This window comes from Chryseobacterium sp. BGARF1 (assembly GCF_001677955.1).
GTDB lineage: Bacteria > Bacteroidota > Bacteroidia > Flavobacteriales > Weeksellaceae > Chryseobacterium.
Window position 1 is genome coordinate 13075 of the sequence record NZ_LELA01000056.1, and the last position, 15624, is coordinate 28698.

Sequence of the window (15624 nt, forward strand, 5' to 3'; positions counted from 1 at the left end):
TGCTATGAATTTCATTAAGAACAATCTGGCAAACGCCATTACGCTGGGCAACCTTTTTTCGGGTTGCGTTGGTGCTGTACATTTGATTTTAGGTGATTACCAAACGACTGCAATCTGCATTATTCTATCATTGGTTTTAGATTTTTTCGATGGTTTTGTGGCGAGAGCTTTAAAAGCCAATTCCAATTTGGGAACCCAGCTAGATTCTTTAGCAGACATGGTAAGTTTCGGATTTATTCCGGGATTGGCGATGTTTAAAATGTTGGAACCTTTCGGAAATGAACTTTTCGGAATGCCACTTCCTTTTGAAATTAAATATTTCGGATTTTTAATAACGCTTTTTTCTTGTTTGAGACTGGCTATTTTCAATCTTGACGAAGAGCAGAAATATTATTTTAAAGGTTTAAATACACCTTCAAATACGATTTTAATTTTCGGATTATTTTATGCTTTCAAAGAAACCCAAAGCTTTAGTTTCCTTCTTGAAAATGCATTGTTTTTATTGATCTTTACTGTAATTTCTTCTTGGATCCTTATTAGTCCGATTAAAATGATTGCCATGAAATTCAAATCGATGAAGTTGCAGGATAATTATCCAAAATTAGCTTTACTGATTGGCTCAATTCTTATTTTAGCACTATTTAAAATTGTCGGAATTCCAATGGTTATTCTTTACTATATTTTTATTTCAATCCTATTTCAAAAACAGCTGAAGTAAAAAGCTGGATGATGGAAACTGGAAGTTTTATCCAGATTCCATTCAAATTAATACATTCTCAAATTTTCAAATTATAAAAAATGAACTTAAAACTGCATAAACCTCTTTGCGTATTTGATCTTGAAACAACAGGAACCAACGTTGGAAAAGACAGAATTGTTGAAATCTGTATTTTAAAAGTAAACCCTGATTCTTCAAGAGAAAGCAAAACATGGAGAGTAAATCCTGAAATGCCAATTCCTGTTTCATCAAGTGAGATTCACGGAATTTATGATGAAGACATCAAAGACGCGCCAACTTTCAAAGAAATTGCTCCGAAAATCGTTGAAATGATCACTGGAACAGATTTGGGAGGTTTTAACTCGAACCGTTTCGATGTTCCTTTGTTAGCTGAAGAATTACTTCGTGCAGAATTTGATTTTGATTTAAGTAAATTTAAATTAGTCGATGCACAAACAATTTTTCATAAAAAAGAACCTAGAAATTTGGGTGCTGCTTATCAGTTTTACTGTGGTAAAACTTTAGAAAATGCTCATTCTGCGGAAGCTGATGTTTTGGCAACGTTTGAAGTTTTGGATGCGCAAGTTGGAAAATATGATGATATCTCTAACGAAATTGCTGAATTGAGTGAGTTTTCTACTCAGAATAAATTTGCAGATTTAGCAGGAATGATTCATTACAACGCAAAAAATCAGGAGATTTTTGCTTTTGGAAAATATAAAGGTCAAGTTGTAAAAGAAGTTTTCCAAAAAGATCTGGGTTATTTCGGATGGCTACAAAATGCTGATTTCCCTTTGTACACAAAAAAGGTATTTACTAAAATTCAGCTTTCAAGTAAATTTTAATTTTTTTAACCGCAAAAGAGGCAAAAGACCTTTTGTAAAGTGAAATATTTCAAAAGAAAACAAAGCAATAAATGCATTTACTCTTTGAAAACTTTGTAATTTTATTTTCAGCACATTCTTTGTTTCTTTTGCGGTAAAGAATGATAAAAATTTAAAAGATGAACAATTTAGTTAAGTTTAAGTTTTACGAAACTGCACTCGAAGCCAATCGCGACAAACAAATTCTTGCAGAAAATGATATCAATAGTTTTATTGCAAATGAGCAATTAATACAATCCGATTGGTTATTATCTCAAGCTGTTGGTAGAATTCAGCTGCAGGTTTTTGAAGATGATTTTGAAAACGCCGAAAAAGTCTTAGCTGATTATAAAGAAAATGAAAAGTTTGCTCTTGAAGTAGAACATACGATTGAACATCCCGAGTTTGATTTTATCTGTCCGAAATGTGGTTCAAACCATATCTATAAAGATGATAGCTCGACAAGTTTCTTTGGAATTTCTTTGCTCTCAAGCGATAAATACGTGTGTTACTATTGTGAGAATGTGTTTACGCATTAATATGTTGGAAGCGGGATGTTGGGTGATGGAAGTTTAAATGATTGAGGATAAATTTAAGATTGATTTATTTCGATAAGCTTAACACAGGCTGATTACACTTCTCGTAATGACATATTTTAAATGACATGTAGAATTTCCCTCCTTTGGAGGGGTGACGAAAATTTCAAAGAAATTTTTGACGTGGTGGTTTTTAACACACAATTTTCTTAGCCCCGATTGCAACGGCATCCTTTTTTGCTGCAGACGGAACGAAGTGGAGACGGATGCAAAAAAGATAGAGTGAAAAGCGGGAAAAAGCTTCTAAAAAAACATTAACAATAAATAATTAGCAATGAATGATTCTGAGATTGCTTCTTCACTTCATTCATCGCAATGACAAATAAATAAATTATGAAAATAATCTGCATAGGAAGAAATTACAGCGAACACGCAAAAGAATTGGGAAATGCTATTCCCGATCAGCCTGTGATTTTTATGAAACCCGACACCGCGGTTTTGAAAGGAAACGATTTTTATATCCCTGAATTCTCCAATGATGTACATTACGAATTGGAAGTGGTGGTGAAAATCTCAAAAGGTGGAAAATACATCCAAAAAGAAACCGCCAACAAACATTATGAGGAAATTGGTTTAGGGATTGATTTTACCGCAAGAGATTTGCAAAGCGACCTAAAATCTAAAGGTCTTCCGTGGGAACTGGCAAAAGGTTTTGATGGTTCTGCAGTTGTGAGCAGTTTCTTTAAAAAAGAAAATTACAATCTTGAATCTTTGAATTTTTCACTTCTCAAAAACAAAGAGAAAGTACAAAACGGAAATTCAAAAGATATGATTTTCAGCATTGATGATATTATCGCTTTTGTTTCTCAATATTTTACATTGAGAGTGGGTGATTTAATCTTTACAGGAACTCCGGAAGGGGTAGGAAAAGTATCTGAAAATGATGTTTTGGAAGCCTATCTGGAAGACGAAAAAATCTTAGATATAAGAATTATGTAACATTATCATTTGAGATTGGTCTGTTTTTTTCATATCTTTAATAAGACTTAAATTACAAATCGAAACTTATGATTAATATTATTTTACCTGTAGATTTTGGGGAGAAAACAGATCAACTTGTTGATGGCGCAGTAAAGTTTGCCAAAGAAGTAAACGGAAAAATTTGCCTTATTCATGTTGCACCTACCGATATTGGTTTTGCAATCGGAGATATGGGATATCAATATTTTCCGGAAGTGGAAGAAAATGAAATCAGAGAAGAGCTGGTTCTTTTAAATAAAATCAACCAAAGAATTATTGCTCAGGATGTAGATTGCGAACATATCCTGAAACAAGGTATCGCAAAAGATATTATTTTGGAATATGCCGATCTAAAAAAAGCCAGTTACATCGTAATGGGTTCTCACGGAAGAAGCGGTATCTATGATGTATTTGTAGGAAGTTTAACCAAAGGGTTAACGAAAAGCTCGAAAATTCCGGTATTGGTACTTCCAATTCATGAATAAAATATATTACCTATCAACGTAAAAAAGACCGATCAAAAAATTTGACCGGTCTTTTTCTATATAACCAATTAATTAACCTTCTTTTTTGTAGATCGCAGGATCGTAGTAAGGATTCTTACCTTCTGTAGGAGAATGATAATCTTTGTCTTTGTCTCCACCAAGAGTTACCACCAAAACGTAGCACCAATATGTGAATAGTACGCAACATACTGCGAACAAAATCCAGTTTAATACGTTTCCAAAAATATCGTAGAAACCAAATGCCCATTTGAATGCATCACTTAAGAATAGAAAGAAAGACGTCATTATTTTCCTTTTTTAAATTAACTTTGCACAAATTTATAAAAAATGTTTAGATTACTTTCAAAAGAAAGCAATATTTTTTCAATTCCTGTTTACATTGGTTTTCTGCTTGTAATAGTAATACTATTTAACATCCTGAATTTCAACACATACGAAGGGATTATTGCGGGAATTACTTTTGTAGGAATTGCATTGGGATATTTCTGTTTCAACGCAATAGATCTTAATTACCATACTCATTTACCATTATTCCTCTACACATTTTTTATTTTCGGACTTTATGATGGCAATATCGACCTTGGAATTGCAGTCGCCATTCTTACCAATTCTTTCCTTTTACTTCTTTTAACGAGTAGTGATGAAGATGTCAGAAAGAAATCTTATGTTTTGGTAGGCTCAATTGTCGCTTTAAATTTTATATTCTTACCTACTACTTGGCCGATGATGATCTTTGTATTGATTCACCTCATCGTCACTTCTGAAAGAGTCGGATTAAATATTTTCCGGTTTCTACTAGGAATTACGATAATCGGCCTGAGCTATTTCTCGGTGATGTTTTTTGTTCAATTTAATTCTTGGAATACCGATTATATTCCTTTTGGAAAGTTGAAAATGATGACTGATTATAAAGATTTACTTTCATTACTTCCCATTGCTTTAATGCTGATCTATGCCATCTATGACCATTTTACCCATTATAATAAGAAAAGCCCTGTAAGTAGATATAAATATACTTTTTTGCTGGTTTTTTCATTAGCTCAGCTTATAAGCATCATCCTTTATATGGATACAAGCTATGAGTATCTGCTGCTTTTGGCTTTCCCTTCAACAATCATCTTAAGCAGAATGTTTAAGTTTTTACCTAAATACTGGATGCAGGAAACCTGTGTTTGGTTAACCATTGTAAGTTTAATTGCTTTTAAGGCAGGAACTCACTTTAATTTATTTTAAAAAAAAAGATTATGATTCAAATAGACGATAAATTAATTTCTGAAGATATTTTTTCTGAAGAATTTGTTTGTAACCTTACCAAATGTAAAGGTGCATGTTGTGTAGAAGGTGATGTAGGAGCTCCTCTAGATAAAGACGAGCTTGTGATTTTAGATAATATTTATGATAAAATAAAGCCTTATCTTACAGAAGCAGGAATTAAAGCATTAGACGAACAAGGAACTTGGACAACCGATCCTTCAGACGGGATGTATGTAACTCCAATGATTGAAGATGCAGAATGTGCCTATGTAACTTTTGATGAGAGAGGTGTTACCAAATGCGGCATCGAAAAAGCTTACGAAGATGGCGCTGTTGATTGGCAAAAACCGATATCTTGTCACCTCTACCCGATTAGAGTTACCGACTATTCTACATTTTCAGCTTTAAACTATCATGAATGGAATGTTTGCAGCGACGCCTGTACCTTAGGAAAAGAACTTCAGGTTCCGGTGTATAAATTCCTTAAAACTCCACTTACCAGAAAATATGGTGAAGATTTTTATGCTACATTGAGCGATGTTGCTGAAGAGTGGAAGAAAGAATATGGGAAATAATTTTGGTTGATAGTTGATAGTTGATAGTTGATAGTTGATAGTTGATAGTTGATAGTTGAAAAATAAATGATCTCGTTATCATTAAGTAATAAAAAATAGTTATTCCTATTTTTTCAAGGCAAAAAAATCTGATTGTAAGCCTCTTACCTCTATTCTATTATCATTCTTCTAATTATTGTATTTTCTAACGATTGAAAGTCCCAAAGGGACGATTTAACAAAGAATAGGATAAAATCCTATTAATGAAATAATGAAATGCAATTATCACAAAACATTACAACATTACCCTTAAAAACAAACCACCGCAGAAAAATTTCTGCGGTGGTTTTCATTATATGTAATCGACTAAGATTATTTTACAGCCGTTGCTTTTACTGTTGCAGCACCGTCTTTTTTAGGAGCATTTTCCCACCCATCTTCAGGCATTAAAGTAGCTACAATTTTATTTTTTGTAAGGTATTTCTTAGCAACATCCTGCAAATCTTTTACAGTTAAAGCTTTTACTTTTTCCTGATAATTTAAAATCTCGTACTTATCGCTTCCGTCTAACTGGTTTTTAGCAATAGCATTCATCCAATAGTTATTGTCTTTGATGTCTGTTTTATAATCATTCATCTCGCCTTCTTTGTACTTATCAAGATCTTTTTGTTCAGGACCTTTATCGATCAGCTTCTGAACTTCTGCGATGGCACTTTTCGTCAATTTATCTGCATTTTCAGGTCCACAAGGGAAGCTTAAGCTGAAGCTATAGCTACTGTAAGGAACTTTCCCCATATATCCTCTTGCTCCACCACCGTAGATCCCGCTTTCGTCTTCTCTCAGTTTCTCAATAACTTTAATGGTTGCCACTTCTCCTAAAGCTGAAAGTGCCAAAGCTTCTTTCTCATTATAAGGAGTTTCACCTGAATAAACGATTTGTACCATACTCTTCGGATCTTTACCTTTTTTGTAAACCTTGGTATAGTCTCCGGTCATTGATCTGTAACCCGTATCTTTAAAGTTCGTCGTTTTTCCTGTAGTTGGTAAACTTGCGATATACTGTAAAACTTCATTTTTAAATTTAGCTTCATCAATATTTCCTACAAAATAGAAATGGAAGTTTCCGGCATTGGCAAATTTCTCTTTGTAAACATCATACGCTTTTTTGTAATCTGTTGCCGCCCAATCTTTTTCTAATGGAAGTATTCCGATGAATCTTGGGTTTTTCTGATTCGTAAACTTAGCATGCTCACTTGCAAAATACGTCTGAGGATTAGATAAGATATTATCCAACATGGCAGACTGCTTTACTTTATAAGCATTAAATGCTTCAGGGCTGTAATTTAAATTTGTAAAATAAGCATAAACCAACTCCATTGCAGTACCAAGATCTTTTTGGTTGGTTCTACCCATTATTCCTTCCAAAGTACCGCTAATGTAAGGGTTTACACTCACCTGTTTTCCGGCAAGATAGTTGGTGAGATCTGCTTTAGAAGCACCACTTACCCCCGCTTCAGTTAAAGCCTGGTAAGCAAACTGAGTTTTGTTGTAATCTGCATCATTCAATAATGAGTTTCCACCTAAACTTCTTGCTGAGAAAACAATCTCATCATCTTTAAAGTCGGTTTTCTTAAAGGTTACTTTTGCACCGTTGCTCAGTGTCCAGGTTGTGGTTCCTAATTTTGCATCAGATTCAGTTTTAGCAATTTTACCTTCAGATTTGAATGGTTTTACTAAGTTTTTAATAGTCGCTTTTTCTTCGTAAGGCTTAAGGTCAGCCATTTTTACATCGTCAAAAGTCTTTAGGACCAAAGCTTCTGTAGGCATCGTTACATTGTCTTTTTTAGGACCTGTGATTACGATTACTCTGCTGTCGTCTTTCACCATTTTTTTAATAACATCATTAGTTTGTGTTAATGTTACCGATGGTAAGAATTTTTTTACATCTTCATATTCCCAGCTAATTCCCGGCATTGGTTCCTGCTCCAAAAAGTTTCTTACATATTCGTCTACCAACATATCGCTTTCAGTTTTGTCGCGGTTGTTGTAAGACCTTTCCATATTAGACATAATCTGAGATTTTGCTCTGTCTAATTCACTTTGAGTAAAACCAAATCTTTTGGCTCTTTCAGTTTCTTCTAAAAGCACTTTCAAAGCATTGATTTGATTTCCTTCTTTTACCATCGCAAATCCCTGGAAAGCTTCTTTTGTTCTTGCATACGTTCCACCATGATAAACAGATCCAAAAGTAAATGGCGGATTATTAGAATTCACCAGTTCTCTCAATCTGTTGTTCAACATTTGTGTTGACAGATTTTCGATTAAGCTTTGGTTGTATTGCTCTACGGTAACATCCGGCGTATAAGAATCTGCATCTTTCATGATAAACTGAACCATAGAATTGGTCGCATCCGGATCAGTTTCTATCGCCACTAAAGTTTCTTTGTGATTCGGAAGATCAAAAGTTTTTCTTTCTCTTGGCTTAGAAGGATTTTTATATTTGCTGAAATTGTCTTTAATTTTCTTTTCTACCTCATCTACATTAATGTCTCCTACTACCACCAATGCCATCAAATCTGGTCTGTACCAGTCTTTGTGAAACTGTCTGATAACATCGGGTTTAAAATTCTGAAGAACTTCTTTGGTACCGATTGGTAATCTGTTGGCGTATTGAGATTTGTATAATAATTTAGGTAAATATTTATCAGACATTCTTTTGTCTGCCCCTAAACCTAATCTTAATTCTTCTAAAACAACCCCTCTTTCTTTGTTAATCTGCTCATCGGTCAATGTCGCATTGAAAGCCCAATCTTCCATTACTTTCAAACCAGAATCCAGATTTCCGGGTTTATCTAAAGGAACGGGAAGCATATATACAGTTTCGTCAAAACTTGTGTAAGCATTAAGGTGTTGGCCGAACTTCACTCCGATTGACTGTAGAAAGTCTACTAATTTGTTGTCTGGGAAATTTTTGGTTCCGTTGAAGTTCATATGCTCCATAAAGTGAGCAAGACCTCTCTGGTTTTCGTCTTCAAGTATAGATCCTGCGTTAATCGCCAATCTGAAATCGACCTTTTTTTCAGGTAAATTATTTTTTTTGATGTAGTACTTCATTCCGTTTGGAAGCGTACCAGTTCTTACAGAAGGGTCCATAGGGATATTCTGTGCGAAAGCCATAGACGACATTAAAACGATTGCCGCTACTGACGATAAAATTCTTTTCATACAATTTGATTTTTAATTTCGGTTAAAATTAAAAATTAATCCCAGCGTGAAGAAATTTAACTCCTGTTTTTTTAGTTAAACTTGCGTTAAAGTTTAAAAACAAAAAAACCGGCAAAAGCCGGTTTAAAATATATTATCAGTAATAATTATTTAAAATCTACATCAGTAACCCCAGAGTTAATAGTAATTTTTGTTGTTTTAATAACTACTTTTTGCCCGCTTCCTTCAGCTTCTATATTCTCGGGAAATTTAATTCCGTCAACAGTAAGGTAAGATTTTACAACCGCATCCCCCATTTCTGTGTTTGACTTATATAAAAGACCTGTAGCCACATCAAAATAGAATTTCCCTTTATCTGAAGTCAATACATTATAATCTTTACCATCTATTTTTTCTACGGTAACTCCGCTGAAATTAGCAGCATCATATCCTAAAGCATCAATCGTTTTTCCTTTTTTCAATTCAGGAATTACGGTTGCAGGAAGGTCACTTTTAGTCCCCATTTGATTCACATATCCTTTTTCGCCATCAAACATCTGAGTAACTTCCTGACCCATTACCGACTGTACCGATTTGAATTTGTTACCCATTTTTTTGGTATTCATCGCAATTTCCATTCCCTGAATAGACATGGTGTTTTCTGTAATCGTTGTTTTTACAGCCTCCAGTTTACTTTTTCCACCCAATGCATTCAGGTAGCTATCGATAATCTGCTGTGGTGAAAGTTTAGATTTTACAGAAGCAGTCGCAGATGTTACCACTGAAGTTGCATTCTGTGCATTCACTGTTGTGGTAAATAATACCGCACAGAAAAACGGAATGATGATCTTTTTCATATTGAAATATTTATTGTTTAAAAAGCTTGTGAGATCCTAATTTGCCACTCTGAAAGGACATTCAATCTCATTATTAAATTTAAAGCGATAAAGATAATCATATTGTGTGATATGAAGAGTGAGACATCAAAAAAACCTCAGTAAGTACAGAGGTTTCATTATATCAAATGTTTATTTTATTTAGCGGAATCTTTACCATTTCCCGGTCTGCTTAGTCTTGATTTCCTGTAACCAGCAGCTCAAAGGAGCCCTTGTCAAGGTTTTGAACCTTGACAAGGCTTATAAAAGATTGATTATTATTTAGTCAAACCTTCCGGATTATCAGATTCCGGCAAATCGGGTTTTCTGTTCACCAGCAATACATTGTACTGATTAGTCAATGCATTGAGCTGATTAATCACTGTAACATACGGTGAAGGTGGTGTTTCTATCAAAAGATGCAGAGCATCTATTCTATCTCTCAGGGCATAATAGGCAACATTCACTTCTTCCCTCTTCAGTTTGATTGTTTCGGGACTCGCATCACCATATTCCTGCGTACGCAAAAGGTATTGAGTGTTGAATTCATCATTGGTGGCTTTCATTTCATTTACCCATGATGAAAGGTCAAATAAGATAATGGCATCTGCAAGCTCGGGCTTATTTTCCCAATCTCGGAGAAGATTGTTGATGGTGGCGGTCTCTGCCTGATAATTAAGCCGTGCGATACCGCTTCCGTATAGAGCCATATTCTCTAAAAGGATCTGTGCATTTTGCTTTTTCACCGGATCAAAATGATAAGAATACCCCAATAGGAAGTAATAGATCCCGTTCACGGCATCGTCTCTTTTTTCGTCGATTGCCAAAAGTGCCTGCGTTTTTTCATTTGCCAAAGCTTTCTTATAAAGCAACTCCAGCTCATCAGTTTTTGAGACAAATGCATTGAGCTTTGCATCAATCGCCAACTGTGCAGGATTATTCAGATTGATAATCCCTGTAAAATCTTTCATGTACTGCAGATATTCTGCGTTGCGAAGTTTAAATAAATCAATTGCGTTCATTGTTTTGTGTTTTATTAAGTTATTGATTCAATGATATTTTGAAAATATTTTTAAGATTTTCCGAAAGCTTCTTACTAGGGTGTTTTGCCTTTTCGGGTGTTCCCGAAAGTCTGTCGCAGGGGTGAAAGAAGGTTTCAAGAGTTCCCGAAAGTTTCTTGCTAGGGTGCAGGAGCCTTTCGGAGGGGCATTTTAGGATTTACTGCCCTGTTTTTGAGGATTGTTTTTTTCATTCATTTTGTGTTGTGTAGGATTGAATTTTATTCTTCAATCTGAAATCAAATGTAAAGAATTTTTCTCTTAAAAACAAAAACCCTCCAATTTCTTGGAGGGTTTCAAATATTTATATCTAAATAAATTATTTCTTCAATTCTTCTAAAAACTCGTCGTGAGAGATTTCAGTTTCCTTTTTAGTTGCTTTTTCTAAGATAACATCTTTCAACTTAGCCATTGCTACTTCAGAAGAGATTTGTCTTACCTGCTCTTGGTCTTTCAACATTTCAGCAGCGTATTTTTGAATTTCTTCGTCACCTAAATGGTGAATTCCGTAGATTGCCAATTGATTTTTCACCAACTGCTCAGCCTGAGCCAAAACGTCAGCATATTCTAATTGGATATTGTTATCAGACATCAATTTACCTTCGATGATCTGGTATTTCAATTGAGTCTTTTCAGCTTCAAGGATAGATTGAGCTTGCTCTTCAGTCTGGATGTTCTGGTTAGAGAATACCAACCACTTCGTCAAGAAAGACTCAGGAAGTTTTACTTCTTCTTTTTCAGAAACCTGCTCCAACACTTTGTTTACGAAGTGTACATCTGCATTCTGCTGGAAATACTCATCCAACTCAGCTTTTACTTTATCTTTAAGCTCTTCTTCAGTTTTTATGTTTCCTTCACCGTATACTTTATCAAATAATTCTTGATTAAGTTCTGCCAAGTTTAAGCTATAGAAATCTTTTACTTTAACTTCTACTTCAGCATGGTGTAAATGCTCAACTTCTTCTGGAGCGAAACCTAATTCTTTAGCTAAATCTTCATCAGCAGCAAGAGTTTCTTTAGACACTTTTACAGACTCATCCATCTTCAAACCTTTAAGCAATTTGAAAGCAGCTTTGTTTTCAGCAGTGATGGTAGCCATTTTTGGTGCGTGGTTGTGCTCTCCTTCTGCATCTTCTTCTACCACCTGAGTGATTTCGAAGTTGATGTAAGAATCTTTAGTGATCTTATCTTGAGGAACTTGCTCAGCAAAACGCTTCTGCATATTTTCTACGCTCTTGTTGATTTCTTTATCTGAAGCCGAAACTTTGTAGTGAGGCGCTTCATATTTAGCCAAATCTATAGTAAATTCTGGTTCGTAACCTACTTCAAAAGCAACTTCCAATTTCTCAGCATTGTGATTGAAATCATTCACTGGCTGTGGAACCGGCTGACCAACTAATCTTAGTTTGTTTTCGTTGATATAGTTATTTAAAGCATCAGAAACTTGTTTGTTGATTTCTTCGAATGCAATCCCTGCTTCATATTGCTTTCTAACCATACTCAAAGGCACTTTTCCTTTTCTGAAACCAGGAACCTGTGCGTTTTTAGCATAATTAATCAATTGCTTTTCTACTTTTTCTTTGTAGTCAGATTTCTCCAATGTTACTGTAAGCAATGCACTTACATCATCATGGTTTTTTGCGGTAACCTTCATTATTGATTAAAATTTTAGGTTGCAAAAATATGAATTTTTTATTAAAACAAGACATTCCTTTTGTTATAATACGTTAAAATAAAAAGACATTACCGAAATAATGTCCTTATAATATTAAAAAATTTGTCTGAACTAACTTTTAGTGTGCGTCTACAGTAATATCTACATCGCTTTCACCTCCCTGAGTTTGCCCCAATTGATTGGTTGCAGAAGGATAATTCTGATTAACAGAAGTAGGAGCATGAATTAATTTGATGTTCATCTTACCTGTCGGTTGTGTAGAGTTAATGGTCCATTCTGTTTTTAGCCCTATTTTGTTACCATCCGTTCTTACAATATCGTTAGCAGCTCTCAATACAACAATATCTGCATTTGCCGGTGCAAAAGTGATAAAATGATGATCTTTTTCTTCAACGATCTCATCTGAAGAATGGTAATGGTCGTCATGCTTGATCTGGAAATCAAGTACGGCAGTATAGGTATCTCCCTGATGTAAGTGAAGATGAGCATCTGCAACTCCACCGATCACATTTACGGTTTGTATATCTGTAGCATCAGCTTTATTGGTCAATGTTAAAACTACTTTTCCGATCTCGTCATGTTCGTGGATATCTTCCGGGATATCATCATCCCCGTTTCTACATGATAAGATAAAAACTGTTGCTAAAAGTAATAGTGTTATATTGAATAATTTTTTCATTTTAAATTTAATTTTAAGTATTAATAATTAGAAGTTGTATTTCAGAGTAACGATAAAGTTTCTTCCGGATTCCGGCATAAAATATCTCAATCTGTTAAGATATTCTTTGTACTCTGTATTAAAAATATTGTTGATCCTGAAATTTACATTCAGATCTTTGAATACGTCTGCACCCACAGACGCATTAAATAAAGTATATGCTGACGGAGGAGTACTTAAGTCAAGCTCTTCATTGTAAGTAGCACCATTTTCAATAAAATCTAGATCTTGATTTCTGATCGGGAAACGTTTTTGTCTAAAGACTCTTTCGTTTTCCACTCGCACATAGAAATTTTTGGGGGTGTTGAGTTTAAACTCAACCGCATTTCGAAGATTAGCAGGCATCATTAGGATCAGAGGCTCATCATGAGTAAGGTCATCTCCTTTTAATGCACTGAAACTTGTATTCCATTTTAAATTATCAAGAATATTAAGCTCAGCATCTGCATCAATTCCGAAAATTCTTGCTTTGATCTGCTGATAGCTCCAAACCGGGAAAACGCCTCTATTTGAAGACTCTATTCCAGTCGGCACCTGATTAATAAAGCTATTTGAAATCATGTAATAAGGATTTACCTCAACATGTAATCCTTTCAAAACATCGAATTTTCCAATCAAGGAAAGATTAGCATTATAAACCGTTTCTTTCTGAATAGACAAATCTCCTTCTTCAATAATAGCAGCAGAATGATGAAGACCATCAGAAAAAAGCTCTGCCGGATTCGGAGTTCTATCTGCTCTTGCAAGGTTAAATTTAAATTCAAGAGTATTATTGGGTTTATAATTTAATCCTAAATTGGCAGAAAAATTATGATAATCTAAAATAGGACGTGTCAAAATTCTGCTGTCTGCATCTTTTACAAAAAACTGAGGATAAAGACTTGCAAATTTCTCGTTCCAGTCTTTTGCATCATAATATTTATAAGCATCATATCTGCTGAAATCATATCTTGCCCCTGCTTCAGCATTTAGTGTTGAACTGAATTTATATTTAAATACAGAAAAAGCACCTGCGTCATATTTATAATAATCAGGAATCAAACGTCTTGCTTTCGTTGCCGGATTCGGATAATTATCCTGAAAACCTGCAGAAAGCCCGCTTTCTAAACTCCAGTTTCCTCTTTCTAAAAGATGAGTAAGATTAGCAGAATGCGTAATGAGCCTCAAATCCATTGAAGGAAGCTCATTCAGCTCTCCTCTTCTGATATCGAATTCTTTACGTTGATTCAGCTGAAAACTATATTGAAAGCTGATTTTTCCGAAATTATCAAAACGTTTATACGCAGACAGCTTTGCGATATGATGCTCAACTTCCTGTTTAGGATTGGTAATATCATAACTAAAATTATCCAGGTAATAAGGCTGTCCATATTTAATGGCATTTCGAAAATCTAAATTATTTCCTAAATGTGCGCCCTTAAAAATTCCAAACTCCTGGTTGATTCCGCTATAAGAAACATCAAATCCCTGCATAAAGCCATGATTTCCAAAAGAGAAATTAAAAGAATTTACCTCTGCTCCGGTATTTTGAAGCGTGTGATGTGGAATATACAAATCTCCCAATTTCTTGTAACTTCCTCCTGTTTTTACAAACCATTGACTTTTCCATGTTTTAGCAACATTTGCAGCAATCTCACCGCCTCTACCATTAGAGATACCAGAAAGTTTTATATTTCCCATGATGGTATCTTTTTTAGGCAAAACAGCAGGTTCTAAAACGACTGCTCCACCAACGGCATCACCTCCATACTTCAATGCAGATGCGCCTTTAATCACATCTACATGTTCAAAGTCATTAACATCAACATTTGGAGCATGCTCTACTCCCCATTCTTGCTCCGCCATTTTCACCCCGTTATTCACAATTGCGATACGGCTTCCATACAGTCCATGAATCACAGGTTTTGAAATATTATTACCTGTTTTCAATGCGGTAACACCTGAAATTTTAGATAATAAATTTCCAAGGTTTTCTGTAGAATTTCTATCAATTTCTGTTTTATCCAGCGTTCGCATAATCACAGAGCCTTTTGTTTTGTGGCTTCCATGAATGGTTACTGTTTCGATATCACCGGTATGATGCTCTAAAGTAATTGCTAAATGCAAATCTTTGTTGACTCCCACATTTTCAGTATAATCATCGCACAAAGAATGTTTAGCAATGAGCTGATAATTTCCTGCAGGAATATTTTTAAATGAAAACTCACCTTTTTTATTGGTATTGGCCGTAAAATTTCCAATTTTCACCACTGCATTTTCAAGCATTGTTTTATCGTGAAAATCCTGAACAGTTCCTTCTACCGTGTAAGTTTTCTGTGCGTTTGTTATTGCAAATCCGCAAAGGATAAGCAGTACACTATATATCAATTTCATTGTAAATAGATTGATTGCGTACGCTTTAAGTTGTTTTCCTCTTTGAAGATTTAACTTAAAACATACTTTCGTTAAAATTTAAATTGGATTTTTTTTGTACAAAACAAATCGTACAAAGCATTCATGTTTTGAATACTTTTTTGCTATCTATTTTTTGAAAAGCTGATGTTTTCCAATGAATAAAATTTATTTAGAAAAACATTTTTAAACCATTAAGGCAATTAAATTTGTTATACTACTTTATTTAAAACAGAGAATTTTAAATCTGAC

Annotated in this window: 14 protein-coding genes; 7 read left to right on the plus strand and 7 right to left on the minus strand. The window is 34.5% G+C overall.

Going from position 1 to position 15624, the window contains the following annotated elements:
- Positions 1-4 precede the first annotated feature (4 nt).
- The 5 genes from AB671_RS11075 (at position 5) to AB671_RS11095 (ending at position 3622) form a co-directional block, all read left to right on the plus strand.
- Positions 5-718, plus strand: coding sequence for a CDP-alcohol phosphatidyltransferase family protein (locus AB671_RS11075; RefSeq protein WP_066675803.1), 714 nt, complete (start codon positions 5-7; stop codon positions 716-718).
- A gap of 80 nt (positions 719-798) precedes the next feature.
- Positions 799-1563, plus strand: coding sequence for a 3'-5' exonuclease (locus AB671_RS11080; RefSeq protein ID WP_066675802.1), 765 nt, complete (start codon positions 799-801; stop codon positions 1561-1563).
- A gap of 158 nt (positions 1564-1721) precedes the next feature.
- The gene (locus AB671_RS11085; RefSeq protein WP_066675801.1) at positions 1722-2120 is read left to right on the plus strand and encodes a DUF2007 domain-containing protein; all 399 of its coding nucleotides are present in this window, start codon (positions 1722-1724) and stop codon (positions 2118-2120) included.
- 390 nt (positions 2121-2510) lie between these two features.
- A complete protein-coding gene (locus AB671_RS11090) occupies positions 2511-3116 on the plus strand; it encodes a fumarylacetoacetate hydrolase family protein (protein WP_066675799.1) in 606 nt (201 codons plus the stop codon).
- A 68-nt stretch (positions 3117-3184) separates the two neighbouring features.
- Entirely contained in the window at positions 3185-3622 is a 438-nt protein-coding gene (locus AB671_RS11095) for a universal stress protein (RefSeq protein WP_066675798.1), read from the plus strand.
- Between the two features lie 72 nt (positions 3623-3694).
- Here the strand turns inward: AB671_RS11095 and AB671_RS11100 are convergent, their stop codons facing one another.
- Positions 3695-3928, minus strand: coding sequence for a DUF6341 family protein (locus AB671_RS11100; protein WP_066675795.1), 234 nt, complete (start codon positions 3926-3928; stop codon positions 3695-3697).
- 42 nt (positions 3929-3970) lie between these two features.
- Between AB671_RS11100 and AB671_RS11105 the strand changes: the two genes are divergently transcribed.
- Positions 3971-4876: a DUF6427 family protein gene (locus AB671_RS11105; protein ID WP_066675793.1), complete on the plus strand. Its 906-nt coding sequence runs from the start codon at positions 3971-3973 to the stop codon at positions 4874-4876.
- A gap of 11 nt (positions 4877-4887) precedes the next feature.
- Complete coding sequence (locus tag AB671_RS11110) at positions 4888-5472, plus strand: DUF3109 family protein (RefSeq protein WP_066675790.1); 585 nt, start codon at positions 4888-4890, stop codon at positions 5470-5472.
- A 351-nt stretch (positions 5473-5823) separates the two neighbouring features.
- Here the strand turns inward: AB671_RS11110 and AB671_RS11115 are convergent, their stop codons facing one another.
- The 6 genes from AB671_RS11115 to AB671_RS11140 form a co-directional block, all read right to left on the minus strand.
- Positions 5824-8676 (minus strand): M16 family metallopeptidase, encoded by a 2853-nt coding sequence (locus AB671_RS11115; RefSeq protein WP_066675505.1) that lies wholly within the window; start codon positions 8674-8676, stop codon positions 5824-5826.
- A 146-nt stretch (positions 8677-8822) separates the two neighbouring features.
- Positions 8823-9512 carry a hypothetical protein gene (locus AB671_RS11120; RefSeq protein ID WP_066675503.1) on the minus strand — a complete coding sequence of 230 codons (690 nt, stop codon included), beginning with the start codon at positions 9510-9512 and terminating at the stop codon, positions 8823-8825.
- 296 nt (positions 9513-9808) lie between these two features.
- Entirely contained in the window at positions 9809-10552 is a 744-nt protein-coding gene (locus AB671_RS11125) for a DUF6261 family protein (protein ID WP_066675502.1), read from the minus strand.
- A 355-nt stretch (positions 10553-10907) separates the two neighbouring features.
- The gene (locus tag AB671_RS11130) at positions 10908-12242 is read right to left on the minus strand and encodes a trigger factor (RefSeq protein ID WP_066675497.1); all 1335 of its coding nucleotides are present in this window, start codon (positions 12240-12242) and stop codon (positions 10908-10910) included.
- Between the two features lie 139 nt (positions 12243-12381).
- Positions 12382-12942, minus strand: a complete 561-nt coding sequence (locus tag AB671_RS11135; protein WP_066675495.1) for a hypothetical protein — start codon at positions 12940-12942, stop codon at positions 12382-12384.
- Between the two features lie 27 nt (positions 12943-12969).
- Positions 12970-15354, minus strand: coding sequence for a TonB-dependent receptor (locus tag AB671_RS11140; protein WP_066675494.1), 2385 nt, complete (start codon positions 15352-15354; stop codon positions 12970-12972).
- Positions 15355-15624 lie beyond the last annotated feature (270 nt).

Bases quoted from the DNA above. Each gene is read 5' to 3' on its own strand.
- AB671_RS11075 (WP_066675803.1), top strand. From the start codon at position 5: ATGAATTTCATTAAGAACAATCTGGCAAACGCCATTACGCTGGGCAAC.
- AB671_RS11080 (WP_066675802.1), top strand. From the start codon at position 799: ATGAACTTAAAACTGCATAAACCTCTTTGCGTATTTGATCTTGAAACA.
- AB671_RS11085 (WP_066675801.1), top strand. From the start codon at position 1,722: ATGAACAATTTAGTTAAGTTTAAGTTTTACGAAACTGCACTCGAAGCC.
- AB671_RS11090 (WP_066675799.1), top strand. From the start codon at position 2,511: ATGAAAATAATCTGCATAGGAAGAAATTACAGCGAACACGCAAAAGAA.
- AB671_RS11095 (WP_066675798.1), top strand. From the start codon at position 3,185: ATGATTAATATTATTTTACCTGTAGATTTTGGGGAGAAAACAGATCAA.
- AB671_RS11100 (WP_066675795.1), bottom strand. From the start codon at position 3,928: ATGACGTCTTTCTTTCTATTCTTAAGTGATGCATTCAAATGGGCATTT.
- AB671_RS11105 (WP_066675793.1), top strand. From the start codon at position 3,971: ATGTTTAGATTACTTTCAAAAGAAAGCAATATTTTTTCAATTCCTGTT.
- AB671_RS11110 (WP_066675790.1), top strand. From the start codon at position 4,888: ATGATTCAAATAGACGATAAATTAATTTCTGAAGATATTTTTTCTGAA.
- AB671_RS11115 (WP_066675505.1), bottom strand. From the start codon at position 8,676: ATGAAAAGAATTTTATCGTCAGTAGCGGCAATCGTTTTAATGTCGTCT.
- AB671_RS11120 (WP_066675503.1), bottom strand. From the start codon at position 9,512: ATGAAAAAGATCATCATTCCGTTTTTCTGTGCGGTATTATTTACCACA.
- AB671_RS11125 (WP_066675502.1), bottom strand. From the start codon at position 10,552: ATGAACGCAATTGATTTATTTAAACTTCGCAACGCAGAATATCTGCAG.
- AB671_RS11130 (WP_066675497.1), bottom strand. From the start codon at position 12,242: ATGAAGGTTACCGCAAAAAACCATGATGATGTAAGTGCATTGCTTACA.
- AB671_RS11135 (WP_066675495.1), bottom strand. From the start codon at position 12,942: ATGAAAAAATTATTCAATATAACACTATTACTTTTAGCAACAGTTTTT.
- AB671_RS11140 (WP_066675494.1), bottom strand. From the start codon at position 15,354: ATGAAATTGATATATAGTGTACTGCTTATCCTTTGCGGATTTGCAATA.